Origin of the sequence: Rhodococcus sp. 14-2483-1-1, assembly GCF_002259335.1 — a bacterium.
In the GTDB taxonomy this organism is placed as follows: Bacteria; Actinomycetota; Actinomycetes; order Mycobacteriales; family Mycobacteriaceae; genus Rhodococcoides.
In genome coordinates, this window is sequence record NZ_NPFX01000023.1 from 415,409 (window position 1) to 438,297 (window position 22,889).

General features: G+C 65.6%; 24 protein-coding genes. 7 read left to right on the top strand and 17 right to left on the bottom strand.

Annotation, left to right across the window (positions count from 1 at the left end; translation table 11 throughout):
• Window positions 1-78 precede the first annotated feature (78 nt).
• The 5 genes from CH294_RS25265 to CH294_RS25285 form a co-directional block, all read right to left on the bottom strand.
• Window positions 79-1,587, bottom strand: a complete 1,509-nt coding sequence (locus tag CH294_RS25265) for an amino acid permease (RefSeq protein WP_032403069.1) — start codon at window positions 1,585-1,587, stop codon at window positions 79-81.
• A gap of 151 nt (window positions 1,588-1,738) precedes the next feature.
• Window positions 1,739-2,968 carry a mannose-6-phosphate isomerase, class I gene (gene manA, locus CH294_RS25270; protein WP_094610614.1) on the bottom strand — a complete coding sequence of 410 codons (1,230 nt, stop codon included), beginning with the start codon at window positions 2,966-2,968 and terminating at the stop codon, window positions 1,739-1,741.
• On the bottom strand, window positions 2,968-4,110 hold the full coding sequence (locus tag CH294_RS25275) for a tobH protein (protein WP_094705344.1): 1,143 nt from the start codon (window positions 4,108-4,110) through the stop codon (window positions 2,968-2,970). Before CH294_RS25275 ends, manA begins: the two co-directional genes overlap by 1 nt.
• Window positions 4,111-4,179: 69 nt before the next feature.
• Entirely contained in the window at window positions 4,180-5,562 is a 1,383-nt protein-coding gene (locus CH294_RS25280; RefSeq protein WP_032403545.1) for a phosphomannomutase/phosphoglucomutase, read from the bottom strand.
• 186 nt (window positions 5,563-5,748) lie between these two features.
• Window positions 5,749-6,156 carry a DUF3499 domain-containing protein gene (locus CH294_RS25285; RefSeq protein ID WP_170944848.1) on the bottom strand — a complete coding sequence of 136 codons (408 nt, stop codon included), beginning with the start codon at window positions 6,154-6,156 and terminating at the stop codon, window positions 5,749-5,751.
• A gap of 72 nt (window positions 6,157-6,228) precedes the next feature.
• On the opposite strand from CH294_RS25285, the gene CH294_RS25290 reads away from it, so the two are divergent.
• Window positions 6,229-6,714, top strand: coding sequence for a metallopeptidase family protein (locus CH294_RS25290; RefSeq protein ID WP_032376893.1), 486 nt, complete (start codon window positions 6,229-6,231; stop codon window positions 6,712-6,714).
• Between the two features lie 48 nt (window positions 6,715-6,762).
• Here the strand turns inward: CH294_RS25290 and CH294_RS25295 are convergent, their stop codons facing one another.
• Window positions 6,763-6,996: a WhiB family transcriptional regulator gene (locus CH294_RS25295; RefSeq protein ID WP_027496498.1), complete on the bottom strand. Its 234-nt coding sequence runs from the start codon at window positions 6,994-6,996 to the stop codon at window positions 6,763-6,765.
• Window positions 6,997-7,714: 718 nt separating this feature from the next.
• On the opposite strand from CH294_RS25295, the gene cofD reads away from it, so the two are divergent.
• The 3 genes from cofD to CH294_RS25310 all read left to right on the top strand — a co-directional run bounded on the left by cofD (window position 7,715) and on the right by CH294_RS25310 (window position 10,633).
• Window positions 7,715-8,689: a 2-phospho-L-lactate transferase gene (cofD, locus tag CH294_RS25300; protein ID WP_032403066.1), complete on the top strand. Its 975-nt coding sequence runs from the start codon at window positions 7,715-7,717 to the stop codon at window positions 8,687-8,689.
• A 23-nt stretch (window positions 8,690-8,712) separates the two neighbouring features.
• The gene (locus tag CH294_RS25305; protein ID WP_094739347.1) at window positions 8,713-10,065 is read left to right on the top strand and encodes a coenzyme F420-0:L-glutamate ligase; all 1,353 of its coding nucleotides are present in this window, start codon (window positions 8,713-8,715) and stop codon (window positions 10,063-10,065) included.
• Between the two features lie 106 nt (window positions 10,066-10,171).
• Window positions 10,172-10,633: an NUDIX domain-containing protein gene (locus tag CH294_RS25310; protein WP_094739348.1), complete on the top strand. Its 462-nt coding sequence runs from the start codon at window positions 10,172-10,174 to the stop codon at window positions 10,631-10,633.
• A gap of 16 nt (window positions 10,634-10,649) precedes the next feature.
• Here the strand turns inward: CH294_RS25310 and CH294_RS25315 are convergent, their stop codons facing one another.
• From CH294_RS25315 to CH294_RS27605, 4 genes are all read right to left on the bottom strand, one after another.
• Window positions 10,650-11,744 (bottom strand): NDP-sugar synthase, encoded by a 1,095-nt coding sequence (locus CH294_RS25315; RefSeq protein ID WP_032376891.1) that lies wholly within the window; start codon window positions 11,742-11,744, stop codon window positions 10,650-10,652.
• A complete protein-coding gene (locus CH294_RS25320) occupies window positions 11,734-12,645 on the bottom strand; it encodes a glycosyltransferase family 2 protein (protein ID WP_032376890.1) in 912 nt (303 codons plus the stop codon). The genes CH294_RS25315 and CH294_RS25320 overlap by 11 nt, the downstream gene beginning before the upstream one ends.
• Window positions 12,646-12,679: 34 nt before the next feature.
• Window positions 12,680-13,534, bottom strand: coding sequence for a dTDP-4-dehydrorhamnose reductase (rfbD, locus tag CH294_RS25325; RefSeq protein WP_094705174.1), 855 nt, complete (start codon window positions 13,532-13,534; stop codon window positions 12,680-12,682).
• A 142-nt stretch (window positions 13,535-13,676) separates the two neighbouring features.
• Complete coding sequence (locus CH294_RS27605; RefSeq protein WP_094739310.1) at window positions 13,677-13,976, bottom strand: hypothetical protein; 300 nt, start codon at window positions 13,974-13,976, stop codon at window positions 13,677-13,679.
• On the opposite strand from CH294_RS27605, the gene CH294_RS25335 reads away from it, so the two are divergent.
• Together CH294_RS25335 and CH294_RS25340 are read left to right on the top strand one after the other, a co-directional pair.
• Window positions 13,977-15,413 (top strand): LCP family protein, encoded by a 1,437-nt coding sequence (locus tag CH294_RS25335; RefSeq protein WP_032403064.1) that lies wholly within the window; start codon window positions 13,977-13,979, stop codon window positions 15,411-15,413.
• A 105-nt stretch (window positions 15,414-15,518) separates the two neighbouring features.
• On the top strand, window positions 15,519-16,235 hold the full coding sequence (locus CH294_RS25340; protein WP_094610619.1) for a TIGR03089 family protein: 717 nt from the start codon (window positions 15,519-15,521) through the stop codon (window positions 16,233-16,235).
• Between the two features lie 30 nt (window positions 16,236-16,265).
• Here the strand turns inward: CH294_RS25340 and CH294_RS25345 are convergent, their stop codons facing one another.
• From CH294_RS25345 to CH294_RS25355, 3 genes are read right to left on the bottom strand one after another with little or no spacing between them, the layout of a single operon-like run.
• Complete coding sequence (locus tag CH294_RS25345; protein WP_249305490.1) at window positions 16,266-16,655, bottom strand: hypothetical protein; 390 nt, start codon at window positions 16,653-16,655, stop codon at window positions 16,266-16,268.
• Window positions 16,652-17,170: a 5-(carboxyamino)imidazole ribonucleotide mutase gene (gene purE, locus CH294_RS25350; RefSeq protein WP_094739311.1), complete on the bottom strand. Its 519-nt coding sequence runs from the start codon at window positions 17,168-17,170 to the stop codon at window positions 16,652-16,654. The genes CH294_RS25345 and purE overlap by 4 nt, the downstream gene beginning before the upstream one ends.
• Window positions 17,163-18,416: a 5-(carboxyamino)imidazole ribonucleotide synthase gene (locus CH294_RS25355; protein WP_094705180.1), complete on the bottom strand. Its 1,254-nt coding sequence runs from the start codon at window positions 18,414-18,416 to the stop codon at window positions 17,163-17,165. Before CH294_RS25355 ends, purE begins: the two co-directional genes overlap by 8 nt.
• A gap of 146 nt (window positions 18,417-18,562) precedes the next feature.
• Between CH294_RS25355 and CH294_RS25360 the strand changes: the two genes are divergently transcribed.
• Window positions 18,563-19,123, top strand: a complete 561-nt coding sequence (locus CH294_RS25360; protein ID WP_032376884.1) for a GtrA family protein — start codon at window positions 18,563-18,565, stop codon at window positions 19,121-19,123.
• Window positions 19,124-19,129: 6 nt separating this feature from the next.
• Here CH294_RS25360 and CH294_RS25365 read toward each other — a convergent pair whose 3' ends face one another.
• The 4 genes from CH294_RS25365 to CH294_RS25380 are packed head-to-tail and all read right to left on the bottom strand — an operon-like array spanning window position 19,130 to window position 22,652.
• A complete protein-coding gene (locus CH294_RS25365) occupies window positions 19,130-20,449 on the bottom strand; it encodes a HAMP domain-containing sensor histidine kinase (RefSeq protein WP_032376883.1) in 1,320 nt (439 codons plus the stop codon).
• Between the two features lie 6 nt (window positions 20,450-20,455).
• Window positions 20,456-21,136, bottom strand: coding sequence for a response regulator transcription factor (locus CH294_RS25370; protein WP_032403539.1), 681 nt, complete (start codon window positions 21,134-21,136; stop codon window positions 20,456-20,458).
• Between the two features lie 39 nt (window positions 21,137-21,175).
• The gene (locus CH294_RS25375; protein WP_094739349.1) at window positions 21,176-21,775 is read right to left on the bottom strand and encodes a PH domain-containing protein; all 600 of its coding nucleotides are present in this window, start codon (window positions 21,773-21,775) and stop codon (window positions 21,176-21,178) included.
• Window positions 21,776-21,824: 49 nt separating this feature from the next.
• Entirely contained in the window at window positions 21,825-22,652 is an 828-nt protein-coding gene (locus tag CH294_RS25380) for a biotin--[acetyl-CoA-carboxylase] ligase (protein WP_032403537.1), read from the bottom strand.
• Window positions 22,653-22,889: the final 237 nt, after the last annotated feature.

Consider the following 22,889-nt stretch of genomic DNA (forward strand, 5'->3'; position numbering starts at 1 on the left):
ATAACATTCTGCGGGTCCGATGTGACGACGACCGAATTCGGCCGGGCATCCTAGGACGAGCTACAAAGACGGTACCGACTATTTCTCGGTCTTCACCTTCGCTGCTTCCCGCAGTCCCATCACCGAATGACGCCTGCTGTACAGCACGTAGATCACGACACCGGCGGCCATCCAGACCAGGAAGCGCAGCCACGTCTCGACCGACAGGTTGAGCATCAACCACAGGCACGCGAGCACGGCGAGGATCGGCACCAACGGAACCCACGGCACCCGGAACCCCCGCTCGAGGTCCGGTCGAGTCTTGCGCAGAACCAGAACACCCGCCGACACGAGCACGAACGCGAACAGCGTTCCGATGTTCACCATCTCCTCGAGCGTGCCCAGCGGAACGAAGGCCGCGAGAAGTCCGACGATGACGCCGACCAGAATCGTCGTCCGAACCGGCGTGCCCTTCTTTCCGGTATGTGCCAATCCACGCGGCACCAATCCATCCCGCGACATCGCGAAGAGCACTCGGGTCTGGCCCAGCATCAACACCATCACCACGGTCGTGAGACCGGCAAGTGCGCCGAACGAAATGATGTTCTTGGCCCAGGTCAGACCGTTGAGCTCGAACGCCGTTGCCAGCGTGGAACTGTCGCCCGCCAGATCGGTGTACTTCACCATTCCGGTCAGCACCAGGGTGACGGCCACGTAGAGCACGGTCACGATCGCGAGGGAACCGAGGATGCCGCGCGGCAGTGCCTTCTGCGGCTCCTTGGTCTCTTCCGCCGTCGTCGCGACCACGTCGAAGCCGATGAACGCGAAGAACACCAGCGACGCCGCGGCCAGCAGCCCGTACCAGCCGAAGGTGCTACCGCCGGCACCGGTGACGAACGAGAACAAGGACTGATGGAGACCCTCGCCTGTGGAGCCGGGCTGCGACGGAGGAATGTACGGGTCGTAATTGGAGACCTTGATGTAGAAGGCACCGAGCACGACGACGAAGAGAACGACGATCACCTTGATCGCGGTGATCACGAGCGAGACCCGCGAGGACAACTTGGTGCCCGATGCGATCAGCACCGTCAGCACCACCACGATGAGCAGCGCGCCCCAGTCGAAGTTCAGCGAACCGATCTGGAGTACCGGCGCGGCCGTACCGAGCAGATCGCCCAAGTACAACGACCACGCCTTGGCCACAACAGCGGCCGCGAGGCCGAACTCGAGGATCAGATCCCAGCCGATGATCCAGGCGATGAACTCACCGAACGCGGCATAGGAGAACGTGTACGCGCTGCCGGCAACGGGAACCGTCGAGGCGAACTCCGCGTAACACAGTGCCGCCAGGCCGCAGGCGATCGCAGCGAGCACGAACGCCACCGACACCGCCGGTCCCGCCACGTTTCCGGCGGTCCGCGCGGTCAGGGTGAAGATGCCCGCACCGACGGCAACGGCGACACCGAACACGGTGAGGTCCCAGGAACCGAGTTCTTTCCGGAGTTTCGTATCCGGCTCGTCGGTGTCCTCGATCGACTGCTCGATCGATTTGGTCCGGAACCACCCCGTCGTGCGCGGGGTCTTGGCCGGCCGGTCTGCTCTGCTCATCTGGCCTCCGTAGCGCGTATTCGCCTCTGTCCACGGATCACACCCGTCGCAGAGTTCACTGTGACATCAGACTATTGCCTTCGGGCGCGCCGCTCGCGCACTTCCGCAGTTCGAAAAGACCTCCGCACAGGTGCGACAGGCCGCGAGGAATCTACTGGCGACCGACGGAGGCCACGAACACCTCGGCCACGCCCGAGTCGGCAGTCACGGTGACGGATCGATCCGCAGCCGGTATCCAGGCCGAGCTGCCCTGCGGCACCGTCAGCCCGGACCGGCTGCCGCCGGTACTCGCCACGACGGTGCCGTCGGTACACAGCAGAATTCGGGGACCGGATCCGGGTATTTCGACCGTCTCCCCCGGCGACACCGCCGTCCGACTCAGCGCGAATTCCGGTGCAGGCGTGCGGTACAGGTAGGTGGGCCGATCGTCCTCGCCCGGAGTGATGGGAGAGATATCGGCCGGCTCGAAGTCCAGTACGCGCAGCAGTTCCGGGACGTCGACGTGTTTGGGAGTCAGTCCTCCGCGCAACACGTTGTCGGAGTTCGCCATGATTTCCACTCCGGTACCACGCAGATATGCATGCAAGTTTCCGGCGTCCAGGTACAGGCCTTGCCCGGGAGCCAAGGTCACCCTGTTGAGCAGGAGCGCTGCCAGCACACCGGCGTCGCCGGGATAGGACTCGCCGAGCTCGAGCAGAGTCCTGGCCTCGGCCGCGAATCGTCCGCCGTCGGTGCGCGCGGGACCGGAAAGATAATCGATGCATCCCTGGGCAACGGCCGGAAGAATATCGTCCAGCGACTGCCCGGGAAGCGTGATCCACGAGGTGAACACCGTACGCAGTCCGGACGCATCGGGCTGTGCGGCCAGCAATGTGCGGTACCCACCGAGCGCGGCGACGGACAACGCGTCGAGCAGTTCCACGGTCTCCGCAGGGCTCCGGAAGCCGGCCAGCGCCTCGAATTCGGTGAGCGCCACGATCAGTTCCGGCTTGTGATTCGGATCCCGATAGTTGCGCACCGGAGAATCGATGGGGACACCGGCCGCATTCTCGCGTGCGAAACCTTCATGTGCCTGCGCACTGCTGGGGTGGGCCTGCAACGACAAAGGCTCTTCTGCGGCAAGGAGTTTCAGCAGGTACGGCAGTCGGGACTCGTACTGCTGCGCCGAGCCTCCCAGCTGCGTTGCCGGATCCCCGTCGATCAATGTGAGGAGTGGGGTGCTGCCGCCCTCGTGCACCACGTGCGCCGAATCGGCTGGGTGAGCACCGAGCCAGATCTCGGCCTCAGGATGATCGGACGGAACCGGGCGACCCTGAATACGGGCCAGAGCGGTTCGCGACCCCCATGCGTAGGACCGAACCGCACCACGCAAGAGCTGCACTAGCTACCGCCCATCAACAACAGGTACGCGGCGGTCGTGTCCAACCGCGTCGCCAACACGGACATGGTGTCGAGCACCGAAAGTGTAGCCGGACCGGGAGACGCGACGGTGATGTCGAGCTCTGATCCCGGCCTCGCGCCGCCGAACAGCGCATCGGTCGACTCGGCGAGCAACAATTCCGACTCGGTGACACCGGCCAGTCGTCGTTCGGTCATGGCGCGATCGACGTCGGATGCGACGACGATGACGCGCATCGGCAGTGCGGGTGGTGGGCCGTCGAGCTGCTCGTCGTGAAAGAACGAATCGAATGTCTGTGCCGTGCCGGCAGATTCGGCAGTCCTCGCCCGGACGGACGCCGCGATGACATCGCCGAGTTCTCCGGCACCGACGAGCACACCCGCCACACGAAGTAGCACCTCACTGCCGTGCCGAGCCACCTCGACGGCTGCGGCGCTGCTGCCGGACAGCACCACCCGCCGACCGTTCATTCCGCTGGCGAGAGCCTTGGCCGGGTTGTGGAACACCTCGTTGGACGGGCTGTTTCGGACCGCCTCGGCATCGAGCAGGTCGGCCAGACGAGACAGATTGGGCAGCAACGTCTTCCATGATCCACCGGCAACCGCACCGAGAACGGCGACGAAGGCGGCGAGATAGCGCATCAGGGCGTTGTGGTCACGGACCGCGATTCGCGGCGGCAACCACATGACTCTGGCTCCTCGGACGGCACGCAGCGGGCCTTCCTCGGGTGCCACCACCACCACTTCCGCGCCGCGACGTGCTGCGGCATCGACAGACTCGGCAAGGCGCGGATCGCCTGCGTCGTCGCCGGCAACCACCACCACATCGAGCGGGCCGATCCACGGCGGAGTTCCGGTACTACGAACCAGCGGAACACCGAGTCGGTCACCGAGCGCTGCGACGAGAAGTGACGCGGCACGACTGCTGCGCCCGTCACCGGTCACGATGACCACACTTCTGGGACGCAGATCGGCCAACCGAGAAAGCACCGCTTCGTCCACCGCCGTCGCGACAGCGCGAACCTGCGCGCCCGCCAGAGCAGCACTGCGCAACGCACCCTCGCGATCGGCCGCGATGAGAGCATCGGCATCGTCGAGATCGACCAGAGACGACACTGCGGTCATGGCTGCGACACCTCCCTTCGTCACCGACCGGAAACGAACGCTTACCCACTCATGAACCCTCGGTAACCACTATTCCAGTCCGGCGCGAACGATGCCCAATATCTCGGTCGACAATGCATCGACATCCGCAGCGGTGCGCGCTTCCACGTTCAGTCGGAGCAGCGGTTCGGTGTTCGAGGCCCTGAGGTTGAACCAGGAACCGTCGGCGAGATCGACTGTCACGCCGTCGAGTCGGTCGATGCCCGAGGTTCGATCGGCGAACGCCGCGAGCACGGCCTCGGTACGACCCGCCGCGTCGTCGACGGTCGAGTTGATCTCGCCCGATGCGCTGTAGGTCTCGTAGTCGGCCATCATCTCCGACAGTGGGCGGTCCTGTGCACCGAAAGCGGCGAGGACATGCAGCGCGGCGAGCATGCCGGAGTCGGCACCCCAGAAGTCGCGGAAATAGTAGTGGGCAGAGTGCTCTCCACCGAAGATGGCTCCGGTGTCGGCCATCTGCTGCTTGATGAAGGAGTGGCCAACGCGGGTTCGTACCGGCGTGCCACCGAGCTCGGTGACCAACTCCGGCACGGAACGGGACGTGATGAGGTTGTGGATGATGACCGCGCCCGGTTCCTTGGCCAGTTCGCGCTCGGCCACCAGGCAGGTGACGGCCGAGGGTGAAACCGGGTCGCCCTTCTCGTCGACGACGAAGCAGCGATCGGCGTCGCCGTCGAACGCAAGTCCGATAGCAGAGCCGGTCTCGACGACGAAGCGCTGCAGATCCACCAGATTCGCCGGATCGAGCGGATTGGCCTCGTGGTTGGGGAAGCTGCCGTCGAGCTCGAAGAACAGCGGCTCGATCGTCACCGGCAACGGTCCGAACACTGCAGGGACGGTGTGCCCGCCCATTCCGTTGCCTGCGTCCACGGCGATCTTCATGGAACCGATTCCCGACAGATCGACCAGGTCTCGCAAGAACTGCGCGTACTCGTCGAGGACGTCACGGGACGTCACCGTTCCGGCCGGGCCGTCGAACTCGGGTACCCCGTCCACCAGTTCGGCTTTGACGATGGCCAGACCGGTGTCCTGTCCCACCGGCTTCGCGCCGGAGCGGCATAGCTTGATTCCGTTGTACTTCGCCGGATTGTGACTCGCAGTGAACATGGCCCCCGGGCATTCGAGCAGGCCCGAGGCGAAGTACAGCTGATCGGTGGACGCCAGGCCGATGTGCACCACATCGAGTCCTTGAGCGGTGACACCGTCTGCGAAGGCCCGAGACAGCGCCGGCGACGAATCACGCATGTCGTGACCGATCACGACCGACCGCGCGGCCCCCGCCTCGTCGCGTACCAGACGCGCGAACGCGGCTCCGACGTCTCGCACGAACGCCTCGTCGATCTGCTCACCTACGACTCCACGGACGTCGTAGGCCTTGATGACGGCGTTGACGGACTCTGCGGTTCGGGCCACGAAGATTCTCCTGGTGATCGTTCTTGCGACGCCGCACATCGGCGTCGTCGAGCGTGTGTGACGGTGCGTCCGCACCAGTATCGGCAGAACGGCACAGACCGTTTCGGTCCTGCTCGAAAACCTTGCCAGACGGCAGTCGGACCGGCCAGTCGGACGTCGCCACACCACACCGGTGTGCGCGGCGACTCAGGACGTGGGGTCGGGAAGAACTCGAAGGTGACCACGCCTGCCGGTTCGGACGGCCGGGGCGGATCGGCGTTCACCGTCGGACGGACGAGACGCCGACCGATCGATCTCACGGTCCTCGGAGCGGACGCGATCGCCGCGGCCCGCCTCTCGAACCGCCTCGGCAAGTGCCGTCAGGTCGTCCTCGTCGGGCGTCGACGTCGAGTAGCCACCCTCGTACCGAACGAGCTCCCAGCCCTTCGGCGCGGTGGTCGTCGACGCGTGAATCTCGCACAGATCCCACGAGTGAGGCTCGTCCACGGTGGCCAGCGGCCCGACGACCGCGGTGGAATCGGAGTAGACATATGTGAGCGTTGCAACAGCAGAACGGTTGCAACCAGGCCTGCAGCAGCCACGCAGTGATCTCACGAATGCAGACTATCCGGTAGGCGCAACCGACCGAACGACCGACACACCGGACGAGCGCGATAACCTCCCCCCATGCCTCGATTCTCCTCCGCGCGCAGGATCACCTCTCGGTCCGTGGCACGGCACGGCCGCGGCATCCGCGGACCGGTTCTGCCCGAGGACATCCCTGCCAGGCGTTCACGGGCAGAGAAGTTCGACCGACTGGTGCTCGACGCGTTCGCGCGAATCGATCATCGATGGCACGACAAGCTCTCGAAGCTGGATATCGCCGTCGACGATGTGCCCAAGATCAGGGCGTTGGATCCGGAGTCCGTGACATGGCCACCCGAAGTGGTGGCAGAGGGTCCTGTGCCGCTGTCGCGATTGGTGCCGGCCGGGATAGACAAGCGCGGAGAGACGACACGCGCCAGAGTGGTGCTGTTCCGGCGACCGCTCGAGCGTCGCGCAAAGCACCCCGAGGATCTGGAGGATCTGTTGTTCGAGGTTCTCGTGGAGCAAGTAGCGACATATCTCGGGATCGACCCGGACGAAGTGGATCCGAACAGCGCCGCAGAGTGATCTGCGGCAGGGTGCTCGATCGAGCACAACCGAGCGTCGGTGGAACGCTCAGCCGATACCGCGCTTGAGTCGACGCCGTTCCCGCTCGGACAGCCCACCCCAGATACCGAAACGCTCGTCGTTGGCGAGTGCGTACTCGAGGCATTCGTCCTTGACCTCGCAGCCGAGACAGATGCGTTTCGCCTCGCGGGTCGAGCCACCCTTCTCCGGGAAGAAGGCCTCGGGATCGGTCTGAGCGCACAGTGCGCGCTCCTGCCACTGATCCTCGATCTCCTCGAACATCTCGTCGAAACCTGCGACAAGACTGAGGAACGGCTTGGCCGGCGGAACCGACTCGGCAACGAACGGCATCAGGTCGGCGTCGGAATCGACATCGTTGTCGGTATCGGCGTCGGTCTCGATCTGCGTCTCGATCGTTCGACCCACGTACGCAGAACCCGCGTCGGCCGCGACGCTCGAATCTGCCCCGTTGTCGGCCTCGGTCTGCGGCGCGTCGTCGACAGCGCTGAGATGTGCAGTGGGTCCGCCCCGCTGATCACGTGTCACGTGCTCGTCATACATCGCTTCCGCCTCCTCACCTGTGGTAGCGCAGATACTTTCGGTCTTCGTGTGCTCGAATACCTTGCCCCGCGCAGGTATTCGATCCAACTGGCGCGTCCGAACGCTCGCGCGTTCGTCCAACTCTCGACCTCTACTCGACGTCCATGCAAGGACGAACAGGAAGGGAACGAGTGTTCGAAACCAGGCTCGCTGCAATCGAACTCGTGCTGCGAACACTGAATGACATACCTGTGATTAGACACGCACAGGTGTGTCGCGGTCAAGCCGATCGCGCAAATCCAATACCATCACATGCCCGAAATCGGCTGTCTCCCCGAATCGGAGCCCGTCCCGTGCGTGTCGCGGCGGTTATGGCACCTCCACACGGTCCGCTCGTACGGGTGCAGCACCGGGTGGGCGCTCGCCCGGCACCGCCGCAACCCCACTAGGCTCGTGCGTTGTGAAAGTTACTGTTCTGGTCGGTGGCGTCGGTGGCGCGCGGTTCCTTCAGGGTCTCAAATCCTTGTTCGGCGACAACCCCGAGCACGAGATCACTGCGGTGGTCAACGTAGGCGACGACGTGTGGATGCACGGTCTTCGCATCTGCCCGGATCTCGATACGTGCATGTACACCCTCGGTGGTGGAATCGACACCGATCGTGGATGGGGCCGCATCGCCGAGACCTGGAACGCTCGTGACGAGTTGGCGGCCTACGGTGCCGATCCCGACTGGTTCGGACTCGGCGACCGTGACATCGCCACACACCTGATCCGCAGTCGGATGTTGCGCACCGGATTTCCGCTGTCGGCCGTGACCGAAGCCCTCTGCAACCGGTGGCAACCGGGCGTCCGGCTGCTGCCCGTCACCGACGATCGGTCCGAGACCCACGTCGTCGTCACCGATCCGGACGATCCGAGCGGCGAGCAGCAACGCGCGATTCACTTCCAGGAGTGGTGGGTTCGTTACCGAGCGCAGATCCCGACCCACAGTTTCGCCAACATCGGTGCCGAACAGGCAAGCCCGGCACCGGGAGTGGTCGAAGCGATCACAGAAGCCGATGCCGTGATCCTGGCACCGTCCAATCCAGTGGTGAGCGTCGGCGCGATCCTTGCGGTTCCGGGCATCCGCGGGGCCCTCAGAACCACAGCAGCCAAGGTGGTCGGCCTCTCCCCCGTCGTCGACGGTAAGCCGTTGCGCGGCATGGCCGACGAGTGCCTGTCCGTCATCGGCGTCGACACCACAGCACAGGCAGTGGGCCGTTACTACGGAAGCCGAAGCGGCACCGGCATTCTCGACGCGTGGCTGGTGCACACCACCGACGCCGCGGTCGTCGACGGAGTGGACGTGCAGTCGGTCCCGTTGCTGATGACCGACCCCGAGACCACAGCGGTGATGGCGCGTACCGCGCTGCTCGCGGCTGGACTCGACCTGTGACCGATTCACGCGAGACCGCCTCGATGTCCACGGTACCGAGCGATCATGCACCGGGCGGTTCGATCGAAATGCTGCCGATCACCGGACTCCCGGAATTCAGGCCGGGTGACGACCTGGCTTCGGCGATCGCCGAGCGAGCGCCGTGGTTGCGGGACGGCGACATCTTGATCGTCACCAGCAAGGTCGTCTCCAAGGTGGAGGGCCGGTTGGTGCAGGCACCCCACGATGCCGACGAGCGAGACGCTGCCCGCAGAGTGCTGGTGGAGCAAGAAGCTGTGCGCATCGTTGCGCGCAAGGGCCGAACCCTCATCACCGAGAACCGGCTGGGCATCGTGCAGGCCGCGTCGGGCATCGACGGCTCCAACGTCGACGGTGGCGAACTGGCACTGCTGCCCGAGGACCCCGATGCCAGCGCCGCAGCCTTGCGCGCCGCTCTCGGCGAACTGCTGGGGGTGACGGTCGCCGTGGTCGTCACCGACACCATGGGTCGCGCCTGGCGGATCGGGCAGACCGACGCTGCCATCGGCTCAGCGGGTCTCCCGGTTCTGCACGCCTATGCCGGAGCCGAGGACGGTCAGGGCAACGAGCTCGTGGTCACCGAGGTCGCGATCGCGGACGAGCTCGCTGCCGCAGGCGATCTGGTGAAGGGCAAGCTGGGCGGTGTCCCGATCGCGGTCGTACGCGGCTTGGCACCCGTCGACGACGGTTCCACCGCGGCGGCTCTCCTTCGCGGCGGCGAGGACGACTTGTTCTGGCTCGGCACCGCCGAAGCGCTCGATCGTGGCCGTCGGGAGGCTCTACTGCTGAGACGGTCGGTGCGCTCGTTCTCCTCGGACTCGGTCGATCCCGAGCTGATTCGAGCTTCGGTCGCCGACGCTCTCACCGCCCCCGCTCCGCACCACACTCGACCGGTCCGGTTCGTGTGGGTCAGGACCCCGGCGCTTCGGCGTCGGCTGCTCGAGACGATGCGCGAGCAGTGGCGCGCCGACCTGACGAGCGACGGCCTCAGCGAGGAGCGGATCGCCGCGCGGCTGAGCCGCGGTGACATTCTGTTCGACGCACCGGAAATCGTCGTCCCGTTCTGTGTGCCCGACGGCGCGCACTCGTACCCCGACGAGAGGCGTCGAGCCGCGGAGGAGACGATGTTCACCGTGGCGGTCGGTGCCGCGGTCCAGGGTCTGCTCGTTGCCCTCGCAGTACGGGAACTCGGCAGCTGCTGGATCGGCTCGACCATTTTCGCCGCCGATACCGTGCGTGCCGAACTCGGACTGCGTGCAGATTGGAAAGCCATGGGAGCCATCGCAATCGGGCACCCCAGCGAGCCGTCGACGGTCCGGGATCCGGTGGTTCCCGGGTCGTCACTGTTGGAGCTCTGACGTGTCGGCAACGACGCCGCCTCATTCGACTCTGTGGAATTCGGTCGGAGCATCGCTCGATCGATGGGCACCGTCCGATTCGAGCGACGAATCGCTCCGGCACACGATGATGGCGTTTCTGCACAGCAACCCGGATGCGTGTCTGCGCGCCAACGAGGCCGGCCACTTCACGGCGTCCTCGCTGGTGCTGAACGAGTCCGGCACCCACGTGCTACTGACTCTTCACCCGAAGGTCGGTCGGTGGATTCAACTGGGCGGCCACTGCGAACCGACGGACCACACGGTGGTCGACGCGGCGCTGCGTGAGGCCACCGAGGAATCCGGGATCGCCGATCTGACCATCGATCCGGCACTGCTCTCGGCGCACACGCACCCGATCACGTGCTCGCTGGGTAAGGCGACCCGGCACCTCGACCTGAGGTTCCTGGTGCGCGCCCCGGACGGTGCCCGGGCGGTCCGCAGCGAGGAGTCGACAGATCTTCGATGGTGGCCGGTCGACGCTCTGCCGGACACCGCCGAGCACGAGACGATCGACCGTCTCGTCGCGCTCGCTGCACGCCGCCGGTAGCGACGAGCGGATCGGGTCAGACGTCGGTGGAGAAACGCACTCCGCCGTCGGGGAGCTTGACGCCGGGCCACACGCGCGCACCGCGGAGCAGTTCGCATCGAGCTCCGATGTCCGCACCGTCGCCGATGACCGCGTCGCGCACCAGGGCGCGGGGTCCGATGCGGGAACCGAAGCCCAGAATGGATCGCTCGACAACGGCCCCGGCCTCGACGACCGCACCGTCGAACACGACGGCACCGTCCAGGCGAGCTCCCGCTCCGATCTCGGCGCCGCGACCGACGACGGTTCCGCCGATCAACAGTGCGCCCGGTGCCACTCCTGCGCTCGGGTGAACCAAGGACTCGCCGCGATCTCCGTGCAGCGCGGGCGACGGCGCGATGCCGCGGACCAGATCGGCCGAGCCCTTGACGAAGTCTTCCGGCGTACCCATGTCACGCCAGTACGCGCTGTCGACGTGTCCGTAGACCTTCTTGTCCTCGGCGAGCAAGGCAGGAAACACCTCTCGCTCCACCGACACCGGACGGCCGGCCGGGATCGACTCGATGATCTCGCGCTTGAAGACGTAGCAACCGGCGTTGATCTGGTCGGTCGGCGGATCCTGAGTCTTCTCGAGAAACGCTGTCACGCGGCCGGATTCGTCGGTGGGCACACAACCGAACGCGCGCGGGTCGCCGACCCGAACCAGATGCAACGTGACATCGGCGTCGGTGGTTCGGTGCGTATCGAGAACTGCCGTCAGATCGGTGCCGCCCAGCACGTCCCCGTTGAAAACCATGACGTTCTCGGCGCGCAGTCGCGGCAGAACGTTCCTGATGCCTCCGCCGGTGCCGAGCGGCTCGGTCTCGAAGACGTATTCGAGATCGATGCCGAGTGAGGATCCGTCTCCGAAATGCTGCTCGAACACTTCGGCTTTGAACGACGTTCCGAGGACGACGTGCTCGATGCCCGCGGCCTTGATGCGGGCCAAGAGATGGGTCAGGAACGGCAGTCCGGCGGTGGGGAGCATCGGCTTCGGCGCCGAGAGCGTCAGCGGCCTGAGCCGAGTTCCCTTGCCGCCGACCAGAATGACTGCATCGGTACGTGCGGCGACCGATGGGGAACTATCCGACATGTCCAGCCTCTGTTCTCTCGTCCGTGAGTCGTCCGTCAACTGCGCGGGCCCGAAGCGCCGAGGTCACAACGATCTTCGAGCGAAGACCGAGACCAGCACGCAGAGCCAATCGTAAGGGAGCCTGCCACGTCCGAGCGTGTCTGTCGGCCTGAAAGCGGTACGCACTGGTGTGATGTGCGGGCAACATCACTTCCGGATGCCGTCCTGCGGCATGGCCTTTCGAATGGGTGACCTCGACGCCGGGAACGTAGACGTTGTGCCAGCCCGCTCTGCCGAGCCGGTCACCGAGATCGACGTCCTCCATGTACATGAAGTAGCGCGAGTCGAATCCGTCGATCGAATCGAACGCCGACCGCCGCAACAACAGGCACGATCCAGACAGCCACCCCACGGGACGCTCGGTCACCGTTTCGTTCTCCTGGCGATACCGCTGAGTCCACGGGTTCTTCGGCCAGAGCTTGCCCAATATTGCGTGTCCCGCGCCCGACGTCAGATCGGGCACCGACCGAGCCGAGGGGTACCGAGAGCCGTCGGGCTCGCGGATGAGCGGACCGAGAGAACCTGCGCGCGGCCAACGAGCCGCCGCGTCGAGGAGTCCGTCGAGTGAACCGGGGTGCCAGCGCACATCGGGGTTGGCCACGACGACGAACTCGACAGCCGGGTCCACGGCAGCCACCGCGCGATTGACCGCAGCTCCGTAACCGATGTTCGCGCCGGTGCGCAGCAACTCGGCCTCGTCGAATGCTGCCTCGGCTGCCTCGGGGGTGCCGTCGACCGAGCCGTTGTCGGCCATGATCACCCGATAGGGGCGCGTCGTGGCCTCACGTAGAGACGTCAGGAATTGATCCAGGTATTCGCCGGGCGAATAGGTCACCGTCACTACGGCCAGCTCGGAACTCACGCGGGCAAGAGTAGCCCGAGCGCGCGTGAAAGCCTCATCTCGACTGGGTCAAGGCTGCCGTCAGTGCGGCCGACCACGGGCGCGCCGGCGTCAGGCCTGCGTCGACCCAGGCGGTCGGCGAGAGGACCGAGTAGGCAGGCCGGGGTGCCGGCACGACATATTCGGCGCTCGAACACGGCTGCACGCGCTCGGCATCGGCACCGATGTGCGTGAACACCGCGCGAGCGAGATCGAACCAGCTGGCCTGCCCCGCGTTGGTGTAGTGCAGGGTCCGTCCCACCACGGTGGGGTCGGCTTCGATCTCGAGCAGGCCCGACGCCAGGTCGAAGGCGAACGTGGGCGAGCCGATCTGGTCGTTCACCACCGAGAGGGTGTCGCGCTCACCTTCGAGCCGTTGCATCGTGGTCACGAAGTTCTTACCGGTGTTGTCGTACACCCACGCGGTCCGCACGACGACGGCCTCGGGCAACTCCTCGCGCACCGCGAGCTCGCCGGCGAGCTTGGTGCGTCCGTATGCCGACTGCGGCGCGGTCTTCGCGTCGACGTCGTACGGTTCGGTCGCTGTGCCGTCGAACACATAATCGGTGGAGACGTGGATCAACCGGGCACCGACACGCCCGCAGGCGCGCGCGAGATTTCGGGGGCCGTCTGCATTGACGGCCATGGCCCTGTCCTCGTCGGTCTCGGCAGCGTCGACCGCGGTGTAAGCAGCACAGTTGATCACCGTTGCTCCCGCACTCACCACGGCAGCGACCGCATCGGGGTCGGTGATGTCCAGGTCGGCGGACGAATACGCGAGAACCTGCGCACCGCTACCTCGTTCTGCGGCCAGAGCCACCACTCGGCGGCCCAACTGGCCGTGTGCACCGGTTACCAGGATCGCGTTCACGGTTGCCAAGTGTGGCACGCCGGGTTCGGTTGGGCGAGGCAGCGACCGCCGACAAGTAACCTTCGAACAGCGGGGGAGAACGAAGCAGTCGGCTGCCGAGGTCGGTCGGAACGAGAGAGGGTCGTGAACGGTGCCACGAGATTCAGGCACGCCCGGAGGTGAGCGCACTCCCCCGCCGCGGCGCACTCCCCGGCGACCCGACGGTTCCGATGCACGCGGTGCGTACCGCCCCGACGATCTCGATGCGCGTATCGCACGTCGACACCCCGACGAAGAACAGCGCGGAGAGCGCCGGTCCCGCGAACGCGGCCGCGACCGCAGCGAATCGACCGGGCGATCGCACCGGACGAGGCAGCGTGATCCCCGCGGTCCCGTCGGGCGACCGGAATCCGAGCGCGGCGCTCCTACCGCGGGTAGCGGTCGCCGTTGGCCCCCGACTCACGTGGCTGTTGCGGTCCTGTCGATCCTCGTTCTTCTCGTGACCGGTTTCGCGTGGCGCAGTGTCGACAGTCTGCGATCGAACATCGCCACCGCAGGTGGTCTGGGTCTCGGCGGCGCCGCAGACGGTGCCGTGGACATCCTGATGGTCGGTACGGACAGCCGCACCGACGCCCACGGCAACGCGTTGTCGCCCGAGGAACTCGCATCGCTCAATGCCGGTGAAGAGGTGGCGTCGAACACCGACACGATCGTGTTGATCCGCGTCCCGAACGACGGATCGTCGGCCACCGCCATTTCGATTCCACGCGATTCGTACGTGGAGGTACCGGGCATCGGGATGTCGAAGATCAACGCCGCGTACGGCGCGACCAAAGAGAACAAGCGGCTGGAATTGGTGGAGCAAGGTGTCGCGGACGCCGATGCGGAGTCCCAGGCCACCGAGGCCGGGCGCGAGGCTCTGATCGATTCGGTCGCCAACTTGACCGGGATCACCGTCGACCACTACGCCGAGGTGGGTTTGCTCGGCTTCGTGCTGTTGACCGATGCCGTCGGCGGCGTCGAAGTGTGCCTCAACAACCCTGTGCAAGAACCGCTCTCGGGTGCGAACTTCCCGGCCGGCGAGCAGAAGCTGGCTGGTTCGCAGGCTCTGAGCTTCGTTCGACAGCGGCACGATCTCCCCCGCGGAGACCTGGACCGTATCGTGCGTCAGCAGGTGTTCATGGCCTCGCTCGTTCGGAGTGTGTTGAGCGCCAAGACACTGAGCAATCCCAGCAAACTGGGTCAGCTGAGCACCGCGGTGCAGCGGTCGGTGACGCTCGATTCCGACTGGGACATACTGCAATTCGCTACTCGACTCCAAGATCTCGCCGGAGGCAAGGTCAAGTTCGAGACCATCCCCGCCGTCGACATCAACGCCACGACCGACTACGGCGAATCGATCGTCCAGGTCGATCCCGCCGCGGTGAAGAAGTACGTCGCAAGTTTGCTCGGCGATGGCAATTCGGCGGAGGCCAACGCCGAGAATTCCGAGGCCCCGGAGGTCGATCCGTCGACGGTGACCGTGGACGTCGCGAACGACAGCGGAATCGAAGGACTCGCCAACGGCGTCGCCGGTTCCCTGACGGCATTGGGGTACGTCGGCGGGACCATCGGAAACTACGAGGGCTCGTCCATCTCGTCGAGCCGCATCCAAGCTGCCGACGTCGACAGTGACGCCGCGCGCGCCGTCTCGGCCGCGCTCGGCGGACTGCAGATCACCGCGGACGACACGCTGACGTCGGACACCGTTCGGGTCGTGCTCGCCGACGACTACGCGGGCCCCGGTTCCGGGCAGGCGGCAACAGCCGAAACCATTGCACCCGAGTCGGGTACAGCGATTCCCGAGGAACCCGCGGCTCCGATCGACGCGGGCTCCACCGGCCCGATGTGCGTCAACTGACACAGGCGTCGATCGACCTGTGCGTCGACTTCGACGGTGCTGCTCTCAGCGCGTGGAACGCAGCGTGTGAACAGGCGTGCCGAGTCGTCATCTAGGGTGCGTGGTGTGGCCTCGAATCTGACTCAGACCCTGCTCGACCCGATTCTTTCCGCTGACCCGGCCGGTCCGCGCATCACGTTCTACGACGATGCGACCGGCGAGCGGGTAGAGGTGTCGGCAGTGACACTCGCCAATTGGGCCGCGAAGACCGCCAACCTGTTACGTGACGAGTTCGCGTTCGAGGTCGGCGGCAAGGTCAGCGTGCTGTTGCCCGCACACTGGCAGACGGCCGCGGTCCTGCTTGGCGCTTGGTGGGCGGGCGGCGAGGTGGTCCTGGGTGCCGACGATTCCGCAGACGTGGCCATGGTGTCGGCAGATCGCCTTGCCGAGGCACCGGATGTCGACGAGGTGTTGGCCTTCTCACTCGACGCGTTCGGTAAGGCTGTCCCCGACCTGCCGATCGGAATGACCGATTACGCGACCTCGGTGCGGGTGCACGGCGATCAGTTCCGGACCTCGGGAGGCGCAACCGGGACAGCGGCTCTGGACGGTCGTTCGGTGGACGAGGTGCTCGCTGCCGCCCGTGCCGGTGCCGAGACTCGTTCGTGGACAGCCGCCGATCGCGTGCTGTCGACGGCATCCTGGAACACCCCCGACGAGATCATCGAGGGTTTGCTGTCGGTGCTCGTCGCAGGAGCCTCGCTGGTTCAGGTGACCAATGCGGACGAGGCGAAGTCCGAGCGACGTACCGAGACCGAGAAGGTCACCGCCACCCTGACCTGAACCTCGGGCCCCACCGCGCGAGCGCAGCACTCATCCAGGCTGTCGATAGCCGCCGTCTGCGAGACCCGCCTGGATTTCGTATTTGTTCGCAGGCCCACGATGCCGTATCTCCTCGGCGAGGTATCGAAACGGGAACGTCAACCCGAAATGCGCCCACTGATCCGCGTGCACGGCCTCGTGCCGCAGTACCCGACGAGCAGTGTTGGCTTTCGTCAGGTAAACGCCACCGAATGTCGTTCCGCCACGGCCGAATCCGCCGCGCAGGCCGGTACAGACGAAGATCGAGAACTCGTCGTCGAAGTGCGCGGTTCCGCGCCACACGCGCGCGTAGACCAACGCCAGCCGCGTCACCAGCATGGACTGCCACCGACCCCGGCCGGCTCGCCGAATCTGCTCCTGCCGAGACACAGCCGTCCTCACCCCAACAACGTGGTGCGCAGAGCTTTGTCCTTTTCCAACACCATGGCCTCGAGTGACGCCTGGAAGGCAGCCATTCGTTCTCGAAGCGCGGGATCGGACGCACCCAGAATCCGGACCGCAAGCAGCCCCGCATTGCGGGCACCGCCGATGGACACCGTGGCCACGGGAACACCCGCGGGCATCTGAACTATCGAGAGCAGCGAATCCATACCGTCGAGATACTTCAGCGGTACCGGCACACCGATGACCGGCAATGGCGTCGCCGACGCCACCATGCCGGGCAGGTGTGCCGCTCCACCGGCACCGGCAATGATCACCTTGATGCCACGACCGGCGGCCTCGCGGGCATAGTCCAGCATCCGCTGCGGGGTTCGATGGGCCGAGACGACACCCACCTCGAACCGAATGCCGAACTCCGCCAACGCTTCTGCAGCAGCTTCCATCGTCGACCAGTCGGAATCGCTGCCCATGATCAGGCCGACTGCGGGGCCGAGATCAGGCGTGTTGTCAGTCATCGTGCGGGTCCCATCCGTCGGTCCATTCGGCGTGCGACATCCAGTGCGCTGCACGTTCGGCTCGCTCGCGCACCGAGGCCACGTAGGCAGGATCGGCGAGCGAACCGGACGACGAACCCAGGATGTTCACGTGGCCGATCTTGCGGTCCTTGCGCTCACCTTTTCCGTACAGGTGCACCTTCGCATCGGGCATGCGGGCGAACAGGTGATGCAGCCGCTCGTCCATCGTCATCTCCGGTGCCTCCGGCGCGCCGAGAATGTTGGCCATCACGGTGAGCGGAGCAAGTGGATCGGTGTCTCCGAGTGGATAGTCCAACACCGCACGCAGATGTTGCTCGAACTGCGAGGTGCGGCAGCCGTCCATGGTCCAGTGTCCGGAGTTGTGCGGCCTCATCGCCAGCTCGTTCACCAGCAGCTTGCCCGAGGTGGTCTCGAACAGCTCGACCGCCAGATCTCCGACGACACCGAGCGCGCCTGCGATGTCGAGTGCGAGTCGGCCCGCGAAGGTGGCCACGTCCTCATCGAGATCGGGAGCAGGTGCCAGCACGACGGCGCACTGGCCGTTGCGCTGCACGGTCTGCACGACGGGCCACGCGGCACCCTGACCGAACGGCGATCGTGCGACCATGGCCGACAACTCGCGGCGCATGGCGACCTTCTCCTCCACCATGAGCGGTACACCCAGGTCGAGTTGAGCCGTGACGATCGCCTCTGCTTCCTCGGCGTCTGCGGGCATCCAGACACCGCGCCCGTCGTATCCGCCGCGCACGGCCTTGAGGACCACCGGCCATCCGTGCTCGTCTCCGAATGCGATGGCGTCCTGCGCCCACGCGACCTCCGCGTAGGCGGGGCCGGGCGCGCCCAGTTCTGCCAGCTTGCGCCGCATCCGCAGTTTGTCCTGCGCGAAGATCAACGCGCTCGGTGGCGGCTGAACGTTGACACCTTCGGCGACCAGAGTCTCGAGATGCTCGGTCGGCACGTGCTCGTGGTCGAACGTGAGCGCGTTGGAACCGGTGGCGGCGGTGCGCAGCGCCTCGAGGTCGTCGTGGTGACCGAAGACGACGTCGGGGCTCACCTGGGCAGCCGGCTCGTCCGAGCCCGCGGCCAGAACCCGGAGCGTCTGCCCGAGCTCGATGGCGGATTGGTGGGTCATTCGGGCGAGCTGACCACCGCCGATCATCGTGACCACGGGCATTCCGGTCGACGGCGGGCGCGCAGCTGTGGGGCGCGGTTCGGTACCTGTCACGGCTCACCATGGTGTCATGTCCTGCGCCTCCGGTCCGAACCGGCAGCCGCACACGTCACTGCCGGCCCAGCGAGCACCTGTGGAAACCCTGATGATCAGAGCGTCGGTTCGTCGGATCGGTTGTTCGTTTCGTAGACTTCACCGTTGTGCCGACGATCGACAGCGTGCTTCGACGCTTACCCAAGCCCATCAGGGATCTTGCGATTCGGCACAGCGAGCTGATCAAGTTCGCCATCGTGGGTGGCACGACGATGGTCTTCGACCTCGTGATCTTCTATTCGCTGAGCTTGACGGTGCTCGAGCAGAAGCCGGTGATCGCCAAGATCATCTCGGGTGTGCTCGCCACCCTGCTGAGCTACTTTCTCAATCGCGAATGGGCCTTCAAACACCGCGGCGGACGCGAGAGACACCACGAGGCCCTGCTCTTCTTCGGCATCAGCGGAATCGGAGTGCTCATTGCTGCCGGTCCCCTGTGGATCGCGAACAACATCTTCGACATCCGCGACACCAGCGAGTCGCTGACGATGGTCGTCATCATCGACTTCGTCCTGAACTACATCATCGGCAATCTTCTCCAGATGGCGTTCCGGTTCTGGGCGCTCAGGCGTTTCGCTTTTCCCGAGGACAATGCGCGCACGATTCTCGAGATCGACGCCGAGCGCAACGAGGACCCTACCGACGCTGCAGACGCACTCGACAAGCCCTGACCGTTCTCAACGCGGCTCACGGCGCGACACCGCAGGCGAAGGTTCACGCCATGCCGGTATGAACACCGAGAACAACGCAGGTCGGCGACGTTGCAATTCCAGCCTGCCGCCGTCCGCTTCGATCAGGGCCCGAGCCAGCGCCAGCCCGACACCGGTGGATCCGGCACCGGAGAATCCGCGATCGAAGATGTGTGGCGCAAGTTCGTTGCTCACACCCGGCCCCTCGTCGGATACCTCCACGCAGACCAGTCGTTCCCGCCGTCGATCGGTACTCTCGACCGCCGAGACCGCCCTGACGGCGACTGTGCACGTACCGTCGCCGTGCACCAGGGAATTGTCGACCAATACCGACACCGCCTCCCGCAGTCGCGATCCCGTCACCGACGCCTTGAGATCCATGTCGCCCTTCAGCTCCAGGCTGCGGCCTGCGTCCTCGAAATTGCGCTGCCATTCGACGACGGTGCCGGTCAGTTCCTCGATGACCGACACTTCGTGAGCGCCGGCCGCACCGTCGCTGCGGGAGGACCTGACGAGCTCGTCGATGGCGAGCGTCAACCGGTCGACCTGGTCCATCGCCTCGTTTGCCTCGTCCACCACCGCCGGATCCGGGTGCGTGGAAATTTCGTCCAGACGTAGCCGGACCGCCGTCAAGCGGCTGCGGAGCTGGTGAGAGACATCGGCGACCAGCGTGTGTTCACGCTGCAGACGGCCGGCGATCTCGACGGTGGCCGAGTCGAGTACTTCCGAGACCCGGTCGAGCTCGGCGATCCCGTGCCGTCGTGGGTCCGGCCGAAAGTCGCCCTCGGCAAGTCGGGCAGCGCGCCGGGCCACGTCCTGCAGCGGATCGGCCAAGCGCTTGGCCGTCAGAACAGCGACAACCGTGCCTGCCATCGCGGACGCGAGTACCACGAGAGTCACCGCTCCGAGCGCCTGGCGTTGGAGGGACCGCATGTCATCGGACGGCACTTCGAGTCGCAGTGAACCCGAGGTACCCATCGACAACGACTCGACGAGCGGCCGATCCACGAACGCCTGCCCGATGTCCGCCCGCGACGCGGCATCCTCGGGGGTCGGGTAGATGACTACCAGCCGTCCCCCCTGGGGGATCGCCAATCGAAGCGAACCGATGTCGAGTTGGCCTTCGATCAGACCCGCCGACCCCTCCTGCGAAATGATCTCCGCCGCCATCCGGTCGAGACGGGCTTGCAGGTCGTTGCGGGTGAAGTCCTCGACCCACAACCACGCCGTGTACATCAAGGGCAAACCGAGCAACAGCGCCGTCATGACGACGACAGCGAGAATCGAGACCAGAATTCGACGCCGCATCGACGACTAGTCGCTGTTGATGCGGAATCCGACGCCGCGCACCGTCGCGATACGACGCTCGGCAACGGGTCCCTCGTCGCCGATCTTGCGGCGCAGCCAGGACATGTGCATGTCGAGAGTCTTCGATCCGCGCAGCTCGGCATCGCCCCAGACCTCGCGCAGAATCACATCACGGGAGACCACTTGGCCCGCGTGATCGAGCAACACCTTCAGCAGCTCGTACTCCTTGTTCGCGAGCGAGATCTCGGTGCCACCGACGAGGACGCGACGGGCCGCTGGTTCGAGACGAATGGCTCCGACCTCGATCGGCGCGTCCTCCCCCGCCCCACGGCGGCGGAGCAGGGCACGGACCCGGGCCATGAGCTCGGCGAGCCGGAAGGGCTTACCGACGTAGTCGTCTGCGCCGGCATCGAGACCGACAACAAAATCGACCTCGTCGGTTCGCGCGGTCAGCATGAGGACGGCCAGCTCGGATCGGTTGGCCCGCACCTGCCGGCACACCTCGAGTCCGTCCATACCCGGCAGCCCCAGGTCGAGGATCAGCAGATCGAACTTTCCGTCCAAGGCGCGTTGGAGGGTGGCAGGGCCGGTCTGTTCGACGGTCACCGTGTACCCCTCACGCCCGAGAGCGCGGGACAGGGGCGCAGCGATAGCTTCGTCGTCTTCGGCAAGCAGCACGTCGGTCACATCGGTCACCCTACGGTTCGAAAGTGAGAACAGCCTGTGTTACCTGCGTTTTCCAGCGCGCCATCCGGGCTTGGACTCGACGGGCGAATCGTCGGTCATCGGCTCGAATGCAGCCTCTCGGCCGTGCACGGACTCGCGGCGGTATTCCATCGAGTCGAATACCTGCTGGTAGAGCAGGGAATGGACACGCTGGACGTGCGGAATGTCGTCGAACTCGAGTGGATCGTCCGACGCCGAGGCAATGATCAGTGTTCCGGTGCCCAGCATCCGATCGAGCAGGCCGTGGCGAAACTGCACGTTGCTGATTCGACTCATCGGAATATCGATGCCGGAGTGGGTCAGCACGCCCTGGCGAATCAACACACGCCGGTCGGTCACGATGAAGTGCGTGCACTTCCAACTGATCAGCGGAACCAGACAACGCCACCCCACGACCGCCGCCCACGCCACTGCCGCGGCAATCATGGCGACGTGTGAGGCGGTCGATTGCAGTCGCGCACTCGCGACGCCGAGGGCTACACCGGCGACGCCGGTGACGAGCACGAACGTGATCGACGGAAGTATCAGCATCTTCCAGTGCGGGTGATGATGGAGCAGTAGCTCCTCTTCGTCGGCCAACGCGTCTTGTGGATACCCCACGTGCACTCCTGACTACTCGCTACGGCATCCGACTGAAGGTGTGATGGTCTCACGAGACGGGCCGGAGATGAGTGACGTCACCGGCCGCGACCGCCAGCCGACCGGAATCGGGGTGCTCCATCTCGATCACCATTCTGCCGTGCTCGTCGACGTCGACGGCAGTGCCGAACTTCTCCTCGCCGCCGGGAAGGTCGACTCGAACGCGTTGCCCTATGGTTCCGCACCGATCCCGGTACCGGTGCGCGAGCGCGTCGGTACTCCAGTTCGAGTCACGCCACGAGTCCACCTCTGCGGCCACCCCCCGCAGAATCGCGCGCACCAACGTGTCGCGATCGAGAACCGCTGCCTTCTCGAGAGCGAGCGACGTGGCCGTCGACACCGGCAACTCGTCCGCGGTCATCGACACGTTGACCCCCAGCCCGATGACCACCGTCGGGGACGGTCCGTGCGCAGCAACCTCAGCGAGGATGCCCGAGACCTTCTTGCCTTGGATGAGGACGTCGTTGGGCCACTTCAGTCGCGCATCGACTTCGCCGACGGTCCGTAACGCGTCGACGAGAGCGATTCCCGTCATCAACGGCAGCCATCCGAGTACCGCTGGATCGATCCCAGGGAACTTCAGCAGCATCGACAAGAGGATCTGCGACCGGGGCGCGCCGGAAAACGATCTCGAGTGCCGACCGCGACCGTTGTCCTGATGCTCGGCGATCAGCGCGGTCCGGTCGGCATAGTTCACTGCCCCTGCCACCAGATCGGCATTGGTCGAACCGGTTTCGGCAACCACGTCCAGACGGGACCACGACGCCTGCGGTCCGTCCACCAGTGCCCGCCGAAGTGCGCGGACGTCGAGCGGTGGGCGATCGAGGTTTGTCCACATGAGCACCAGCATATGGGCTCGGCAACGACCTACGCCCTTCGCGAACCACCCTCGGTCGGGTCGCAGATCACACTCGCAGTTAAAGTGTTGCCCCATGACCAGCGTCCAGGAATCCACTGCACCCGGGTCGGCCGAAACACCCGATATCCATACCACTGCGGGTAAATTGGCCGATCTTCGTAAACGTCTCGCGGGTGCGGAGCATCCCTCGGGTGAGGCGGCGGTGGAGCGGGTCCA

Excerpts from the sequence above, each read along its gene's own strand:
- CH294_RS25265 (WP_032403069.1), bottom strand. The coding sequence starts at position 1,587 with ATGAGCAGAGCAGACCGGCCGGCCAAGACCCCGCGCACGACGGGGTGG.
- CH294_RS25275 (WP_094705344.1), bottom strand. The coding sequence starts at position 4,110 with ATGACCGCAGTGTCGTCTCTGGTCGATCTCGACGATGCCGATGCTCTC.
- CH294_RS25290 (WP_032376893.1), top strand. The coding sequence starts at position 6,229 with ATGCCTCGATTCTCCTCCGCGCGCAGGATCACCTCTCGGTCCGTGGCA.
- CH294_RS25295 (WP_027496498.1), bottom strand. The coding sequence starts at position 6,996 with ATGTTCGAGGAGATCGAGGATCAGTGGCAGGAGCGCGCACTGTGCGCT.
- CH294_RS25305 (WP_094739347.1), top strand. The coding sequence starts at position 8,713 with ATGTCCACGGTACCGAGCGATCATGCACCGGGCGGTTCGATCGAAATG.
- CH294_RS25310 (WP_094739348.1), top strand. The coding sequence starts at position 10,172 with ATGATGGCGTTTCTGCACAGCAACCCGGATGCGTGTCTGCGCGCCAAC.
- CH294_RS25315 (WP_032376891.1), bottom strand. The coding sequence starts at position 11,744 with ATGTCGGATAGTTCCCCATCGGTCGCCGCACGTACCGATGCAGTCATT.
- purE (WP_094739311.1), bottom strand. The coding sequence starts at position 17,170 with ATGACTGACAACACGCCTGATCTCGGCCCCGCAGTCGGCCTGATCATG.
- CH294_RS25365 (WP_032376883.1), bottom strand. The coding sequence starts at position 20,449 with ATGCGGCGTCGAATTCTGGTCTCGATTCTCGCTGTCGTCGTCATGACG.
- CH294_RS25380 (WP_032403537.1), bottom strand. The coding sequence starts at position 22,652 with ATGTGGACAAACCTCGATCGCCCACCGCTCGACGTCCGCGCACTTCGG.